A 15,860-nucleotide genomic window follows, 5' to 3' on the forward strand; every position below is an offset into this window, starting at 1 on the left:
TTGCATATGCGCCACGGTCAGTGGCCTTCATCGCGGCGCATGGCTACGCTCGCGGCTTTGCTTTTCTTTTCCTTGGCCAGCACTCCATGAACCGTCCTGATTCTTCGGTCCGCAACCGCCTTCTGCTGGGCCTTGCCGCCGCCGCCGCCGGCGTCACCCCGGTGGCCCAGGCCGCCGACACCACCGATTCGGTGGTGGTCACCGGCACCCGCAGCCGCGACCGCACGGTGCTCAGCTCGGCCTCGCCGATCGACGTGCTGTATGCCGACGACCTGCGCCGCGCCGCCGGCCCGGAGGGCAACCTGGCCGCCGCGCTGCAGACGCTGCTGCCTTCGTTCAACTTTCCGCGGCAAAGCAACTCGGGCGCGGCCGACCATGTGCGTGCGGCGCAGTTGCGCGGCATGAGCCCCGACCAGGTGCTGGTGCTGGTCAACGGCAAGCGGCGCCATGTGTCGGCGGTGGTGAACGTGGAATCCAAGACCGGCAAGGGCACCAACCCGGTGGACTTCAATGCGCTGCCGCTCAATGCGGTCAAGCGGGTGGAAGTGCTGCGCGACGGCGCTGGCGCGCAGTACGGGTCGGATGCCATTGCCGGCGTCATCAACATCATCCTGGACGATGCGCGCGAAGGCGGCGAGGCCGTGGCCACGGCCGGCGGCTACAGCACCCGTTTTGCGCCGACGGATGAGCGCCTGACCGACGGTGCCGGCGGCGAGCTGCAGCTCAAGCAGGGCTGGCGGCTGGGCGACGGCTTCGTGCGCGCCGGTGCCGAGCTGTCGCGCCGCCAGGCCACCAACCGTGCCGGTGCCGACGAAGTGCCCTTCTTCGAGGAGCCGACGCCCGACAACCTGGCGCTGCAAGGCCGCCGCAACTACGCGGCCGGCGACCCGCAGGCCGACAAGCTGGGCCTGTGGCTGAACGGCGCCCTGCCGCTGGCCGGTGGCCAGGAGGCCTATGCCTTCGGCACCTGGACGCGTCGCGACAGCGTGGGCGCGGCCTACTTCCGCTACCCCGACAGTTCGGCCAACCCCGACCGCTTCTACCCCGATGGCTACCGCCCCGAGACCACCGGCCGCAGCGACGACCTCGCGCTGACCGCGGGTGTGCGAGGCCCGCTGGTCGGTTGGGAGGCCGATGCCAGCCTGGCCTATGGCCGCAACGACTTCGACTTCGGCGTGCGCCGCTCGCTCAATGCCTCGCTGGGCGCGGCCAGCCCCACGCGCTTCGACCTCGGCGGCTACCGTTTCGACCAATGGGTGGCCAACCTCGACCTCAGCCGGCCGCTGAACCTGGGCCTGGCCCAGCCGGCCACCTTGGCCGTGGGCGCCGAATGGCGGCGTGAGGGCTTTCGCAGCAGCGCGGGAGATGCCGCCTCCACCGCCATCGGCCCGGTGATCGCGCCACCGGGCGCGCAGGCCGGCCCGGGCCTGTCGCCCGCCGATACTGCCGACACCTCGCGCCGCATCGTCGGCGTGTATGCCGACCTTTCGGCCGATGTGAGCAAGCAGCTGTTCGCCGAAGCGGCCGCCCGCTACGACCACTACAGCGATGCCGGTGGTGCCGGCACCGGCAAGCTGTCGGCCCGTTATGCCTTCACGCCCGCGCTGGCCTTGCGCGGCGCGGCGTCCACCAGCTTCCGTGCGCCTTCGCTGGCGCAGGAAGCCTTCAGCTTCACCACCTCCAACTATGGCGATGGCGGCGTGCTCAGCCAGGTGCGCACGCTGCCGGTGGGCAGCGCCGCGGCGCAGGCCCTGGGCGCCCGGGACCTGAAGCCCGAGCGCTCGCGCAACTTCAGCCTGGGCCTGACGGCGCAGCCCGCGGCCGGCGTGTCGGTGACGCTGGACGTCTACCGCATCGACGTGAAGGACCGCATCACGCTGAGCGAGCGCTTCAGCAGCGCTGCGCTGAGCAGCCTGCTGGCCAGCCAGTACGGCCTGCTGAACGTGGATGGGGTCAACTTCTTCACCAACGCGGTGGACACCCGCACGCAGGGTGCCGACCTGGTGGGCCAGTGGCAGGGCAAGGCGGCCGGCGGCGACCTGCAGCTGAGCGCCGCGATCTCGGCCAGCCGTACCCGCATCCAGCGCACAGAGGGCCTGCCGGCGCAGCTCACGGCGCTGGGCGCCAGCGGTGGCCTGGTGGGCCTGGAAGAGGCCAACACGCTCACGTCCTCGTCGCCGCGGCAGCGCCATGTGTTCACCGCGCAATGGACCGGCGGCGCCTATGGCGGGCTGCTGCGGGCCACCCGCCATGGCAAGACCACGCGGGTGTTCGACTTCGGCGACGGCTTCACGCCCACGCAGACCTATGGCGCCACCTGGCAGCTGGACGCGGAAGTGGAATGGCGGCCCACCAAGGCCTGGGCGCTGGCGCTGGGCGGTGTGAACATCACCAACCGCTACCCCGACCGCTCCATCGCCGACATCGCCTACTTTGGCAACCTGCCCTACGACGTGCTGTCGCCGGTCGGCTTCAACGGCGCGTACTGGTACGCGCGGGCGCGGTACACGTTCTGATCAGTCTCGGCGGCGTGATCGCCAGGCCACCAGCCCGGCGATCACGGTGAAGGCGGTGACGATGCTCACCACGATCCAGAAGCCGTGCGGCTCTTCACTGAGCGGCACGCCGCCCACGTTCATGCCCAGCAGCCCAGCGATCAGGTTGATGGGCAGGGCCAGCACCGTCACCACCGTCAGCACGAACAGGCTGCGGTTGTTGTCCTCGTTCACGCGGGCGGCAATCTCTTCCTGCAGCAGCTTGATGCGCTCCTGCAGCGCCGACATGTCGCGCAGCACCACCGAGAACTCTTCGGTGGACTGGCGCAGCGCCAGCACGCCGGCTTCGTCGATCCACGCCGGCGGGTGCTGCAGCAGCCGGAACAGCGCCGCCGGCTCGGGCGCCAGCAGGCGCTGCAGCCGCACCAGCACCCGCCGCATCGCGCCCAGCTTGGCGCGGCGCGCGTCAGGCCGGTTGGCCAGCAGTTCGTCTTCCACCTCGTCCACCCGCGCGGTCACGTCGCGCACGATGCGCACCAGCACGTCGGCCTGGGCCCGCAGCAGCGCTTCCAGCAGCTCGATGGGTGAGGCAATGGTGTCACCGCGCTTGGCCGCGGTGCGCAGCGCATCGATGGAGCGCAGCGCATGGCGCCGGGCTGTCACCACCAGGTGCCGGTCCACATGCACCCACAGCGTGCTGATCTCGGACGGCTCGAACGAGAACGAGAAGTGCACGTCGTTGATCACCGCGATCAGCGCATGGTGGTCGGTGCGCTCGATGCGGGTGGAGTGCAGGTCTTCCTTCAGCGCCTCGAAAAACGGCTCGGGCAGCTGCGCTGCCTGCGCCAGCCACGGCTGGCTGCCGGTGTGCGCCAGGTTGAAGTGCAGCCACAGGAACTCGCCATGGGCCGAGGCGCCAGCCCGGCGTGCCGCCAGCCACTGCGCGGCCTCGGCCGAGCCGATGTCCTGCCCGTGGCGGCCCGGCCCCAGCCGGTAGCCACAGATCAGGCCCGATTCGTCGGCGCCGTAGGAGCTGGCGGCGGCCGGCGTCATCCGGCCTTGATGCGCTGGTCGAGGTGGGCCAGCGCTTCTTCCACCTGGTCCACCAGCACCAGGCACAGGTCGCCCGGCTGCAGGCGGTCCAGCGCGGTGTCGATGGCCAGGAACTCGCCGCGGATCTCTTCCACATGGCGGGTGCGGCGGGCCTGGCCCAGGCCTTCACGCAGCAGCGCCATCACCTCGCCGTCGGCACGGCCGCGCTGGGCCGCGTCCTGGTACAGGATCACGTCGTCGAAGGCATCGCCCAGGATCACGGTCTGCTCGCGGATGTCTTCGTCGCGCCGGTCGCCGGCGCCGCTGATCACCACGCTGCGGCGCTTGGCCGGCATCGCATCCACCGCCTGCACCAGCGCCCGCATCGCGTCGGGGTTGTGGCCGTAGTCGGCGATCACGGTGGCGCCGCGGAAATCCATCACGTTGAAGCGGCCGGGCGCGTTGTGCGCGTCGTTGACGAAGCTGGCCAGCCCGCTGCGGATGGCCGCCAGGTCCAGCCCCAGGCCCCAGGCCGCGGCCACCGAGGCCAGCACGTTCTCCACCTGGAAGCCGATGGTGCCGGCGCGCGTCAGCGGCACGTCGCGCAGCGAGATGGCTTCGCGCCAGCTGCCTTCGGCCACCACCACCGCGCCGTCGTCCACGTACACGGTGCGGCCGCCCTGGGCACGGTGCGTGGCCATCACCGGGTGGTGGCGGTCGGCCGCGAAGAAGATCACCTTGCCCGGCGAGGTGGCCGCCATCTTGGCGACGATGGGATCGGCCGCATTGAGCACCGCATAGCCGGTGGGTGCCACGTTCTGCACGATCACGCGCTTGAGCACCGCCAGGTCTTCCACCGTGGTGATGTAGTTCAGGCCCAGGTGGTCGCCGGCGCCGATGTTGGTGACCACGGCCACCTGGCAGCGGTCGAAGCCCAGGCCCTCGCGCAGCACGCCGCCGCGGGCAGTCTCGAACACCGCCGCGTCCACGTCGGGGTGGGCCAGCACGTTGCGCGCGCTCTTGGGGCCGCTGCAGTCGCCGGAGTCGATCTGCCGGCCTTCCACGTACACGCCGTCGGTGTTGGTCATGCCCACGCGCAGGCCGTCGCTGGCCAGCAGGTGCGCGATCAGGCGGGCGGTGGTGGTCTTGCCGTTGGTGCCGGTGACGGCCACCACCGGGATGCGGCCGTCTTCACCCGGCGGGAACAGGTGGTTGATGATGGCTTCGCCCACCGGCCGGCCCTTGCCGTACGAGGGCGACAGGTGCATGCGCAGGCCGGGCGCGGCGTTCACTTCCACCACGCCGCCGTGCTGCGCCTCCAGCGGCTCCAGCACGCCTTCGCACACCACGTCCACGCCGCAGATGTCCAGGCCGATCATGCGGGCCGCGGCCACCGCACGCTCGGCCACCTCGGGGTGCACGTCGTCGGTCACGTCGGTGGCGGTACCGCCGGTGCTCAGGTTGGCGTTGTTGCGCAGGATCACGCGCTGGCCCACCGCCGGCACCGACTGTTCGGTCAGGCCTTGTTCAGCCAGCCGCGCGATGGCGATCTCGTCGAAACGGATCTTGGTCAGCGAGGTGGCATGGCCTTCGCCGCGGCGCGGGTCGGCGTTGACGCGCTCGACCAGCTCGCGCACGGTGTGCTCGCCGTCGCCGATCACGTGCGGCGGATCGCGCCGGGCGGCGGCCACCAGCTGGTCGCCCACCACCAGCATGCGGTAGTCGGAGCCGGGCAGGTACTTCTCGACCATCACCGTGCCGTACTCGGCGGCGGCGCGGTAGGCGATGTCCAGGTGGTCGCGGTGCGTGATGTTCACCGTCACGCCCTTGCCCTGGTTGCCGTCCTGCGGCTTCACCACCACCGGCAGGCCCACTTCCTGGGCCACGGCCCAGGCGTCGTCGGCGCTGTCCACCGGGCGGCCGATGGGCACCGGCACGCCGGCTGCGCGCAGCAGCTTCTTGGTCAGGTCCTTGTCCTGGGCGATGGCCTCGGACACGGCGCTGGTGGAATCGACCTCGGCGGCCCAGATGCGGCGCTGCTTGGCGCCCCAGCCGAACTGCACCAGGCTGCCTTCGGTGAGCCGGCGGTACGGAATGCCGCGGGCCAGCGCCGCGTGCACGATGCTGCCGGTGCTGGGGCCCAGGCGCACGTCCTCGTCCTTCTCCCGCAGGCGGCGGATGGCGGCGTCGACGTCGAAGTCGGTGCCCGCCAGTGCGGCGCTGACCAGCAGGTGCGCCTCTTCCAGCGCCATGCGGCCCACGGCCTCTTCGCTGTACTCCACCACCACCTGGTACACGCCTTCATCCACCGTGGCCGAGGTGCGGCTGAAGGTGACGGGGCAGCCCGCTTCCTTCTGCAGCGCCAGCGCGGCTGCTTCCAGCACATGGGCCAGCGAGGCGGCGCCGGTGGCCGGCCGCAGCGCGCCGATGGCCGGGAAGCGCTGGCGCACCCGGTCCTCGAAGTCGTCGCGCTGCGACAGCGTCAGCGCCTTCTCGGAGCATTGGACGATCGCCTCGATGGCCGTGTTGCGGGTCCAGAGGTTGGGGCCGCGCAGCGCGCGAATGCGGGAGACTTGCATGGGCTTGGGGCGGTGGGTCAGACGGCGGTGGCCACGTCGCCGGCGAAGGTCTCGATGCCGGCAATCATCAGGTCGGGCGGAACATCCTGGGCCCAGGCGGCGGCGATGGCGGCCAGCAAGGCTTCGGTGTCGATCGGGTCGTGCGCGGCGCCGCGGCCCAGCGCCATGCGCTGCACCGGGGCCAGGCGGGTCTCGGCGCTGCCGGTGGCCAGCACCACGCGGCCATCGCGCACGAACACCGCGCGGCCGCCACGGGCGCCGGTGCCGCGGTGCTTGTCGATGGCCACCAGCTGCGGGTCGATGCCGTAGAGGATGGTGTCGCCATCGCACAGCTCGGCCAGCGCGGCCACGCGCTCATCGGCGGCGTTCAGCACCGCGGTGCCGTGCGACAGCACCACGTCCACCTGGGTGCGCAGCACCTTCACCAGCTGGTCGGGCTCGAAGAAGTCGTGCTGGGCCAGCGGCTCGCGCAGGCTGTCGGGCAGGTCGAGGTCGGTGACGATGCCGACGTCGCAGCGGTCATAGGCCAGGCCGTCGTTGAGGATCTGCACCGGGCCGTTCTCGATCACCGCGGTGTCCACGCTGCGGCTCATCAGCAGGCGCTGGGCGCTGTCCCAGCGGGTGGCGTCGCCGCCTTCCACGCGGCGGCGCTCCAGGTACAGGCCCTCGCGGCAGGCCAGGCCTACATGGCGGCCGGCCAGCTGCAGCAGCCAAGCCACCAGCCGTGCCACCAGCGTGGTGTTGCGGGTGCCGGCCACGCCCACGATGGGAATGCGGCCGTCTTCGCCCTCGCGGAACAGGTGGTCCACCACCGCGCGGCCCACCGGGCGCGGCATGCCCACGGCGGGCTTCAGGTGCATCAGCAGGCCGGGGCCGGCGTTCACCTCGACGATGGCGCCGCCCTGCACGTGCAGCGGGCGGCGGATGTCCTCGGCCACCATGTCGATGCCAGCGATGTCCAGGCCCACCACACGGGCGGCCAGCGCGGCCACGCGGGCCACCTCGGGGTGCACGTCGTCCGTGCAGTCGATGGCCACGTTGCCGTTGCGCTGCACCAGGATGCGCCGGCCCGCCTCAGGCACCGACTCGGGCGTCAGCCCCTGGCGCTGCAGCAGCAGGCGGATCACGCCGTCCTTCTGCAGGTCGATGAACTCCAGCGGGAATTCTTCGGCCTCGCCGCGGCGCGGGTCGGTGTTGAGCTGGTTGTCCACCAGCGCGGTGACGTTCGACTGCCCGTCGCCGGTGATCCACAGGCTTTCGCCGCGGGCGGCGGCCACCACCTCGTTGCCTACCACCAGCAGCCGGTGTTCGTCGCCGCGGATGTAGCGCTCGACGATCACGCCGCTGCCCTCGGCGTCGGCCACGTGCCAGGCGGCTTCCACTTCCTCGCGGGTGTTGAGGTCGAGGCTGACGCCACGGCCGTGGTTGCCGTCCAGCGGCTTGACCACCACCGGCAGGCCGATGTCCTCGGCCGCTTCCCAGGCGGCGGCCGGGCTGTCGGCGGTGCTGCCTTCGGGCACCGGCACGCCGCAGGCGGCGATCAGGCGCTTGGTCAGGTCTTTGTCGCCGGCGATGTTCTCGGCGATGGCGCCGGTCTTGTCGGTCTCGGCCGTCCAGATGCGGCGCTGGCGCATGCCGTAGCCCAGCTGCACCAGGTTGCCGCCGTTCAGGCGGATGTGCGGAATGCGCCGGTCGGTGGCCGCCGAGACGATGGAGGCGGTGCTGGGGCCGAAGTAGGTGTCGTCCAGCTGCTCGCGGATCTGCGCCACCGCGGCCGGCACGTCGAAGGGCTCGTCGTTGATGGCGGCCATCAGCAGCCGGTGGCCGCAGGCCAGCGCGGTGCGCGAGACATGCTCGTCGCGGGCGCGGAACACCATGCGGTAGACGCCGTGCTGCGAGGTGCTGCGCGTCTGGCCGAAGCCGGTGGCCATGCCGGCCAGGTTCAGCAGCTCGATGACGACGTGCTCCAGCACATGGCCCATCCAGGTGCCTTCATCCAGCCGCTGCAGGAAGCCGCCGCGCTCGCCCACGCCGCAGTGGTGTTCCACCAGCGCCGGCAGCAACGCGCACAGCCGGGCGTTGAAGCCGGGGATCACGTTGGACGGGTGGTTCTCCAGCTCGCCGAGGTCGAGCCAGGTCTCCAGCACGGGGCGGTAGGTCCAGATGCTGGGCCCCCGCAGGTAGTTGATGCGCAGCAGCCGGATGTCTTGGAATTTGCTCATGGGTCCGCAGGGGGTTGTGCCGCGAGGCCGGGTGATCGTGGGATTGTGCGTCGTGTGGCGACCGGGCTGTCGTCGGGCGGGGTGCTTGATGCGTTGCGGGCATGGTTCAGAATCCGTCTGCCTGGCCATCGCCCGGGCCGGCCTGTCGATGCAACCCCTCCAAGAACAATCTTCCACCGTCGGCGCCTCCGGCGCCCTCCACCTCACCCAGGCCTTGCCTTCGTTGCTGGCGAGCGACGAGAACGTGCTGGGCACGCTGGAGGTTGACCTCGACGCCCGCCAGCGCTTTGCGCCCGGGCTGCTGGTGCTCACCGACCGCCGCCTGCTGGCCGGCAGCGCCGACGGCTGGGCCGACTGGCCGCTGACGGCCGATTTGAGCCTGCGCCACACCGACCACGCCGGCGTCGGCACCATCGAGCTGCACGACGCCCAACGGCGGCTGGCGCAGTGGCGCTTCACGCTGGCGGCCAACGTGCAGGCGCTGCAGTGGCTGGCGCAGGTGGAGCGGCAGCTCGACCGGCTGCACCGCAGCCCGGCGGACGATGCCGACGACCCCTTCGAGCCCGACGACTTCAGCCGCGAAGCCACCGAGGTGCCTTCCACCTGGGTGCTGCTGCGCCTGGGGCGCTTCGCCAAGCCCTACCGCAAGCAGCTGATCGCCGGCTTTTCGCTGACGCTGGCGTCCACCGCCGCCACGCTGGTGCCGCCCTACCTCACCATCCCGCTGATGGACGACGTGCTGATCCCGTTCCAGAACGGCCAGCGCATCGACACCTGGCTGGCGATCAGCCTGCTGGCGGGGCTGCTCGGGTCGGCGCTGCTGGCCTGGGGCCTGGGCTGGGCGCGCACCTGGCTGCTGGCGCTGGTGTCCGAGCGCATCGCCGCCGACCTGCGCACCGCCGCCTTCGAGCACCTGCTGCGGCTGTCGCTCGACTACTTCGGCGCCAAGCGCACCGGGGACCTGATCGCGCGCATCGGCTCCGAGACCGACCGCATCAGCGTGTTCCTGTCGCTGCATGCGCTCGACTTTGCCACCGACGTGCTGATGATCGGGATGACCTCGGCCATCCTGTTCTCCATCAACCCGTGGCTGGCGCTGGTCACGCTGCTGCCGCTGCCCTTCATCGCCTGGATGATCCACCTGGTGCGCGACCGCCTGCGCACCGGCTTCGAGAAGATCGACCGCGTGTGGGGCGACGTCACCAACGTGCTGGCCGACACCATCCCGGGCATCCGCGTGGTCAAGGCCTTTGCGCAGGAGCGCCGCGAGGCCGACCGCTTCAAGGCCGCCAACCGGCTGAACCTGGCGGTCAACGACCGGCTGAACAAGACCTGGTCGCTGTTCTCGCCCACGGTGTCGCTGCTGACGGACGTCGGCCTGCTGGTGGTCTGGGCCTTCGGCATCTGGCTGGTGTCCAACGGCAGCATCACGGTGGGTGTGCTCACCGCCTTCATCGCCTACATCGGCCGCTTCTACACCCGGCTCGATTCGATGAGCCGCATCGTCTCGGTCACGCAGAAGGCGGCGGCCGGCGCCAAGCGCATCTTCGACATCCTGGACCACGTGTCCAACGTGCCCGAGCCCGAGCAGCCGGTGCCCCTGCAGCAGCCGCGCGGCGGCATCCGCATGCGCGCTCTGGGCTTCCGCTACGGCAGCCGCTCCATCATCCGCGGGCTCGACCTCGACATCCGCCCCGGCGAGATGATTGGCCTGGTGGGCCACAGCGGCTCGGGCAAGAGCACGCTGGTGAATCTGATCTGCCGCTTCTACGACGTGACCGACGGCGCGATCGAGGTCGACGGCACCGACATCCGCCGCTTCAGCGTGGCCGACTACCGGCGCCACATCGGCCTGGTGCTGCAGGAGCCGTTCCTGTTCTTCGGCACCGTGGCCGAGAACATCGCCTACGGCCGGCCCGACGCCACCCGCGCCGAGATCATCGCCGCCGCCCGCGCGGCCCATGCCCACGAGTTCATCCTGCGGCTGCCGCACGGCTACGACTCGCTGGTGGGCGAGCGCGGCCAGGGCCTGTCCGGCGGTGAGCGCCAGCGCATCTCCATCGCCCGCGCGCTGCTGATCGACCCGCGCATCCTGATCCTGGACGAGGCCACCTCGGCGGTGGACACCGAGACCGAAGGCGAGATCCAGAAGGCGCTGGACAACCTGGTGCAGGGCCGAACCACGATTGCCATCGCGCACCGGCTGTCCACGCTGCGCAAGGCCGACCGGCTGGTGGTGATGGACCGGGGCCGCGTGGTGGAGGTGGGTCCGCACGACGAGCTGATCGCCCGCCAGGGCCACTACTGGCGCCTCTATGAGGCGCAGGCGCGCAGGGTGGACGCCGACGACGTGACGCCCGAGCGCGAGCCCACCCACGCCGCCCACCCGGCCGGAGCCTGAGCATGCCCCCCGCTTCCTTCCAACTTGAACGCGACAGCTTCGGCCGCCTGGTGCTGACCACCGCCGAAGGCCAGCGCCACGAGGGCGTGACGCCGGTGCGTGCGTTTCCGCTGGGCGCGCCCGATGAGGGTGTGTCCATGGTCAGTGCCGAGGGCCGCGAGGTGGCCTGGATCGATCGCTTGGCCGAGCTGCCGGCGCCGCTGCGGGCGCTGATCGACGACGAACTGGCGCACCGCGAGTTCGCGCCGCAGATCCAGCGCATCCGCGCCGTGTCCACGTTCTCGACGCCCAGCCTGTGGGACGTGGACACCGACCGCGGGCCCACCCGTTTCGAGCTGAAGGGCGAAGAGGACATCCGCCGCGTCGGCACCGACGGCCGGCTGATGATCGCCAGCGGTCACGGCATCTTTTTCAACGTGCCCAACTGGCGCACGCTGGACCGCGGCTCGCGGCGGCTGCTGGAGCGGTTTCTGTAGCGGGCGCCGGCCCCGCGAGGGGCTGTTGAAAAACGCGCGGGGCTGCCCCATATCGCAGGTCACCGGTTCAACCCTCGTTGGCAATACATTCGAACGACCATGGAAAAACAAACCCTTGCCTTCCAGGCCGAAGTCCAGCAGATCCTGCATCTGGTGACGCACTCGCTGTACTCGAACAAGGAGATCTTCCTGCGCGAGCTGGTCTCCAACGCGTCGGACGCCTGCGACAAGCTGCGCTTCGAGGCGCTGGACAACAACGCGCTTTACGAGGACGCGCCCAACCTGGAAGTGCGGGTGTGGTTCGACGCTGAAGCCAAGACCATCACCATCCGTGACAACGGCATCGGCATGAGCGCCGACGAGGCGGTGGCGCACCTGGGCACCATCGCCAAGAGCGGCACGCGCGAATTCATGTCCAAGCTGGAAGGCGACCAGAAGAAGGACGCCAACCTGATCGGCCAGTTCGGCGTGGGCTTCTACTCCGGCTTCATCGTGGCCGACCGCATCACCGTGGAAAGCCGCCGCGCCGGCCTGGCCGCCGACCAGGGCGTGCGCTGGAGCAGCGACGGCTCCGGCCAGTTCGAGGTGGAGACCATCACCCGCCCCGAGCGCGGTACCGACGTCATCCTGCACCTGCGCGACGAGGAGTCCGAGTTCCTCAGCACCTGGCGGCTGAAGTCCATCATCGGCAAGTACTCCGACCACATCTCGCTGCCCATCCTGATGAAGAAGGAGGAGTGGGACGCAGAGGCGCAGAAACAGGTGGTCAAGGACGAGTGGGAGACGGTCAACAAGGCCGCCGCGCTGTGGGCGCGCAGCAAGAGCGACGTCACCGACGCCGAGTACCAGGAGTTCTACAAGCAGATCAGCTACGACACCGAGGCGCCGCTGGCCTACACCCACAACCGCGTGGAAGGTCGCAGCGAGTACACCCAGCTGCTGTATGTGCCGGCCAAGGCGCCGTTCGACCTGTGGAACCGCGACAAGCGTGGCGGCGTGAAGCTGTACGTCAAGCGCGTCTTCATCATGGACGACGCCGAGGCGCTGATGCCGGTGTACCTGCGCTTCGTCAAGGGTGTGATCGACTCGGCCGACCTGCCGCTGAACGTCAGCCGTGAGCTGCTGCAGGAAAGCCGCGACGTGAAGGCCATCCGCGAAGGCAGCACCAAGCGCGTGCTGGGCATGCTGGAGGACGTGGCCGAGAACCAGAAGGACAAGTACGCGGCCTTCTGGAAGGAGTTCGGCGCGGTGCTGAAGGAAGGCGTGGGCGAGGACCATGCCAACCAGGAGCGCCTGGTCAAGCTGCTGCGCTTTGCCTCCACCCAGGCCGACGAGGGCGTTTCGTTCGCCGACTACATCGGCCGCATGAAGGAAGGCCAGGAGGCCATCTACTACATCACCGCCGACAGCCTGGCCGGCGCCAAGAGCAGCCCGCAGCTCGAGATCTTCCGCAAGAAGGGCATCGAGGTGCTGCTGCTGACCGACCGCGTGGACGAGTGGATGCTCTCGCACCTCTACGAGGTGGAAGGCAAGCCGCTGCAGAGCGTGGCCAAGGGAGCGGTGGACCTGGGCAAGCTGCAGGACGAAGAAGAGAAGAAGCAGGCCGAAGAAGCGGCCGAGGCCTTCAAGCCCGTGCTCGAGAGGCTCAAGACCGCGCTGAAGGACCGTGCGAAGGACGTGCGCTCCACCAGCCGGCTGGTGGATTCGCCGGCCTGCATCGTGGTGGAAGAAGGCGACATGAGCGCCCACCTGGCCCGCATGCTCAAGCAGGCCGGCCAACAGGCGCCCAAGACCCAGCCCATCCTGGAAGTGAACCCGGCGCATGCGCTGGTCAAGCGCCTGGAAGCGGACGAAGCCCACTTCGACGATCTGGCGAACCTGCTGTTCGACCAGGCCTGGCTGGCCGAAGGCGGCCAACTGGACAGCCCGGCCGAGCATGTGCAGCGTGTGACGCGGCTTCTGACGGCCTGACCAGGAGGGGGGCTGTCTTCCTCAGCCCTCCATCGCTTCGATCTGCTCGCGCAGCTGCTGCGTCTGCTGCTGCCAGTAGGCGGCGGTGCCGAACCACGGAAACGCCGCCGGGAAGGCCGGGTCGCTCCAGCGCTCGGCGATCCAGGCGCTGTGGTGGATCATGCGCAGCGTGCGCAGCGGCTCGATCAGCGTCAGCTCGCGGCGGTCGAAGGGCATGAACTGTTCGTAGCCTTCGAGCAGCCATTCCAACTGCATCGACATCGTCGGCCGGTCGCCCGACAGCAGCATCCACAGGTCCTGCACCGCGGGGCCGTTGCAGGCGTCGTCCAGGTCCACCACGTGCGGGCCTTCGTCGCGCCACAGGATGTTGCCGGGGTGGCAGTCGCCGTGCAGCCGCAGCTGCCGCGCCTGCGGCAAACCGTCGAACGCGGCTTGCGCCAGCGCCAGCGCGCGGGCGCTGGCATCGGCCCACAACACATCCTGCGGCTCGGGCACGAAGCGGCCGTCCAGCAGACGCTGGCGGGCGGCGGTGCCGAAGGTGGCCACGTCCAGCGTGCGCCGGTGCGCGAAGCGGGCCTGCGCACCCACCGCATGCAGGCGGCCCAGGAAACGGCCCAGCCACTCCATCACCAACGGATCTTCCAGCTCGGGCGCGCGGCCGGTGCTGCGAGGGCTCACGCCGAAGCGGTGCGGCTGCTCACCGGCGCCCAGCGTGGCCAGCGTCGGCGGGTCGCCGGCCAGCTGCACCGCCAGCGGCGCATCGGCCACCGCCTGCAGTCGGCGCGGCGCGATCACCGGCACCTCGGCCTCGGCCAGTTCCAGCGCAAAGGCGTGTTCTTCCAGGATCTGCGCATCGGTCCAGCGGCCCGGGCGGTAGAACTTGGCCACCACCACGTCGCCGTCTTCCAGGAACACCTGGAACACCCGGTTCTCGTAGGAATTGAGCTGCAGCAGCCGGCCATCGCCGCGCAGGCCGACGGCGTCCAGCGCCTCCAGCACCAGGCCGGGGTCGAGTTCGGCGTAGCCGGTCATGATCAGCGTCCGGAAGATCCGCTGCGTGCAGCGTTGGTCGAGCGGCGCCACCCCAGCAGGAAGGAGTCGATGAAACCGCTGGACTCCGGCGTGCCGGTTTGGCGATAGGCCGCCCAGGCAGGCTCGGCGGGGGCGGGTGTGGCGGCGGTGTCGGCCACCATCAGCTGCAACTCGGGGATGGTGGGCAGGGCGTGGGCCTTGCAGCGCAGGTAGCGCACCTGGCAGGCGGCCAGCACCGATTCCTTGATGCGCTGGCCCCGGCGCGACAGCCGGCCGCCGGACTCGATGTCGATCGCCGCCAGCACCCGGCCGCTGCCGGTGCACACCGCGAACGAGACGTTCAGGCTGCCCAGCAGCTCGTACCAATAGCGCAGGCTGGCCGGGTCGTTGGGGTGGCAAAAGCGCAGCAGCGGCAGCTTGGACAGCACCACGTGCGCGGGTAGGGCCTCGCGCAGCTGGCGGTAGACGCTGCGCTCCTCGGCGCTGAACACCGGACGCGGCCCCAGCGGCCATTCATCGGGCAGCACCGGCGGTCGGTTGGCAGGGCGGCGGCGGCGAAGGACCGCCACGAGGAACAGCAAGCTGCCCAGCGCGATGGCGGCCCAGGCGATCAACCAGGGCATCGACGGGTGCATCGGTGGAGGGGGGAAGGCAAGCGGGCGATGTTAATGCCCGCTCCGCGACGCCCGGTTTCCGCGTGTACGCCCCGGCCGGCTACTCACGGGCGCCGCGGCCCGTGGTGCTGAAGAAGGTCTTGACCGACGACAGGCCGTCCAGCAGGGCATTGACCTGCCGCGCGTGCACCTTCAGGCGGTAGTCGATCTCACCCGCCTGCCGGCCCAGCAGCTGCTCCATGTTGGAGATCAGGTCTTCCGGCGGCAGCTTGAGGCGAGCCTCGGCCTCCGAGCCGCTGCGCTCCACCACCGCGCCGGCATTGCGTGCGATCTTGAGCATCGCCGTGTTCTCGCTCAGCGCATGGATCACCAGCGTGGAGACCCCCCGGTTGCGCGCATGCAACACCGCATGCTCGAACAGGCGGGCGCCGAAGCCGCGGCCGCGGGCCTTGTCCAGCACCGAAACGCCGAACTCGGCCGAGCGCGGCTGCCCGGGCACGGGGCTGAGCATTGCCAGGTGGGCCAGTGCCACCAGTTCGAGCCGTCGGTTGAAGATGCCGAACACCTCGTCGTGCACGAAGTCGATGCCGTCGACGTAGCGGCCGATCTGGCTGTCCGAGGCGGCATAGCCGAAGCGCAGGTAGCGGTCGCCGTCCTTCAGCGCCAGCAGGTGTGACAGGATGCGCGGCCGGTGGCGCTGCGCCAATGAACGCACCGGCAGCCAGCGGTACCGCGCTGCCGGGCCGGGCTCGGCGGGGGAAGTGGCAGTGCGAGTGTTCATGCGGACTCCGGGCGACAGCGGGGCGAATCAGTGTTTACCCTAGGAGTGTAGCGAGAGCGCCGGCCGCGCGCTGGGCAGCCATGCCCAGCCGGCTGCTGCACGATGCAGCAAATGCGCATATACTCGCGGGCTTGCCCTCTTTGCGGACGGGGCAAGGGCGTGCACGCCGGGGCCATGTCAATGGCGCCGGCAGCGACTGAGAGGCCACCTCGCAAGAATGGCACCGAAGAAGCAGACGCGCCATGCAAGTCCGTTTT

At 70.2% G+C, this 15,860-nt stretch carries 10 protein-coding genes; 4 read left to right on the forward strand and 6 right to left on the reverse strand.

Annotation, left to right across the window (positions count from 1 at the left end; all coding sequences use genetic code 11):
• Nucleotides 1-86: 86 nt before the first annotated feature.
• The gene (locus MW290_RS15920) at nucleotides 87-2,516 is read left to right on the forward strand and encodes a TonB-dependent receptor plug domain-containing protein (protein ID WP_250198699.1); all 2,430 of its coding nucleotides are present in this window, start codon (nucleotides 87-89) and stop codon (nucleotides 2,514-2,516) included.
• On the opposite strand, the gene MW290_RS15925 is transcribed toward MW290_RS15920, so the two are convergent.
• Genes MW290_RS15925 through MW290_RS15935 form a run of 3 tightly spaced genes read right to left on the reverse strand, consistent with a single transcriptional unit; the run spans nucleotide 2,517 to nucleotide 8,328 of the window.
• Nucleotides 2,517-3,548, reverse strand: a complete 1,032-nt coding sequence (locus MW290_RS15925) for a transporter (RefSeq protein ID WP_250198700.1) — start codon at nucleotides 3,546-3,548, stop codon at nucleotides 2,517-2,519. It abuts the gene before it with no gap.
• The gene (cphA, locus tag MW290_RS15930) at nucleotides 3,545-6,106 is read right to left on the reverse strand and encodes a cyanophycin synthetase (RefSeq protein WP_250198701.1); all 2,562 of its coding nucleotides are present in this window, start codon (nucleotides 6,104-6,106) and stop codon (nucleotides 3,545-3,547) included. The genes MW290_RS15925 and cphA overlap by 4 nt, the downstream gene beginning before the upstream one ends.
• 17 nt (nucleotides 6,107-6,123) lie before the next feature.
• Nucleotides 6,124-8,328, reverse strand: coding sequence for a cyanophycin synthetase (locus MW290_RS15935; protein ID WP_250198702.1), 2,205 nt, complete (start codon nucleotides 8,326-8,328; stop codon nucleotides 6,124-6,126).
• A 148-nt stretch (nucleotides 8,329-8,476) separates the two neighbouring features.
• On the opposite strand from MW290_RS15935, the gene MW290_RS15940 reads away from it, so the two are divergent.
• The 3 genes from MW290_RS15940 (at nucleotide 8,477) to htpG (ending at nucleotide 13,176) form a co-directional block, all read left to right on the forward strand.
• A complete protein-coding gene (locus MW290_RS15940) occupies nucleotides 8,477-10,729 on the forward strand; it encodes a cyanophycin metabolism-associated ABC transporter (protein WP_250198703.1) in 2,253 nt (750 codons plus the stop codon).
• Between the two features lie 2 nt (nucleotides 10,730-10,731).
• Entirely contained in the window at nucleotides 10,732-11,205 is a 474-nt protein-coding gene (locus MW290_RS15945; protein WP_250198704.1) for a cyanophycin metabolism-associated DUF1854 family protein, read from the forward strand.
• Between the two features lie 99 nt (nucleotides 11,206-11,304).
• On the forward strand, nucleotides 11,305-13,176 hold the full coding sequence (gene htpG / locus MW290_RS15950) for a molecular chaperone HtpG (protein ID WP_250198705.1): 1,872 nt from the start codon (nucleotides 11,305-11,307) through the stop codon (nucleotides 13,174-13,176).
• A 21-nt stretch (nucleotides 13,177-13,197) separates the two neighbouring features.
• On the opposite strand, the gene MW290_RS15955 is transcribed toward htpG, so the two are convergent.
• The 3 genes from MW290_RS15955 to MW290_RS15965 all read right to left on the reverse strand — a co-directional run bounded on the left by MW290_RS15955 (nucleotide 13,198) and on the right by MW290_RS15965 (nucleotide 15,603).
• A complete protein-coding gene (locus tag MW290_RS15955) occupies nucleotides 13,198-14,208 on the reverse strand; it encodes a serine/threonine protein kinase (RefSeq protein ID WP_250198706.1) in 1,011 nt (336 codons plus the stop codon).
• A gap of 2 nt (nucleotides 14,209-14,210) precedes the next feature.
• Entirely contained in the window at nucleotides 14,211-14,843 is a 633-nt protein-coding gene (locus tag MW290_RS15960; protein WP_250198707.1) for a DUF2726 domain-containing protein, read from the reverse strand.
• Nucleotides 14,844-14,922: 79 nt separating this feature from the next.
• On the reverse strand, nucleotides 14,923-15,603 hold the full coding sequence (locus tag MW290_RS15965; RefSeq protein ID WP_250198708.1) for a GNAT family N-acetyltransferase: 681 nt from the start codon (nucleotides 15,601-15,603) through the stop codon (nucleotides 14,923-14,925).
• Nucleotides 15,604-15,860 lie beyond the last annotated feature (257 nt).

This window comes from Aquincola tertiaricarbonis, from assembly GCF_023573145.1.
Classification (GTDB): Bacteria; Pseudomonadota; Gammaproteobacteria; order Burkholderiales; family Burkholderiaceae_C; genus Aquincola; species Aquincola tertiaricarbonis_B.

Bases quoted from the DNA above. Each gene is read 5' to 3' on its own strand.
- MW290_RS15965 (WP_250198708.1), bottom strand. From the start codon at position 15,603: ATGAACACTCGCACTGCCACTTCCCCCGCCGAGCCCGGCCCGGCAGCG.
- MW290_RS15925 (WP_250198700.1), bottom strand. From the start codon at position 3,548: ATGACGCCGGCCGCCGCCAGCTCCTACGGCGCCGACGAATCGGGCCTG.
- MW290_RS15940 (WP_250198703.1), top strand. From the start codon at position 8,477: ATGCAACCCCTCCAAGAACAATCTTCCACCGTCGGCGCCTCCGGCGCC.
- MW290_RS15935 (WP_250198702.1), bottom strand. From the start codon at position 8,328: ATGAGCAAATTCCAAGACATCCGGCTGCTGCGCATCAACTACCTGCGG.
- MW290_RS15920 (WP_250198699.1), top strand. From the start codon at position 87: ATGAACCGTCCTGATTCTTCGGTCCGCAACCGCCTTCTGCTGGGCCTT.
- MW290_RS15955 (WP_250198706.1), bottom strand. From the start codon at position 14,208: ATGACCGGCTACGCCGAACTCGACCCCGGCCTGGTGCTGGAGGCGCTG.
- MW290_RS15960 (WP_250198707.1), bottom strand. From the start codon at position 14,843: ATGCACCCGTCGATGCCCTGGTTGATCGCCTGGGCCGCCATCGCGCTG.
- htpG (WP_250198705.1), top strand. From the start codon at position 11,305: ATGGAAAAACAAACCCTTGCCTTCCAGGCCGAAGTCCAGCAGATCCTG.
- MW290_RS15945 (WP_250198704.1), top strand. From the start codon at position 10,732: ATGCCCCCCGCTTCCTTCCAACTTGAACGCGACAGCTTCGGCCGCCTG.
- cphA (WP_250198701.1), bottom strand. From the start codon at position 6,106: ATGCAAGTCTCCCGCATTCGCGCGCTGCGCGGCCCCAACCTCTGGACC.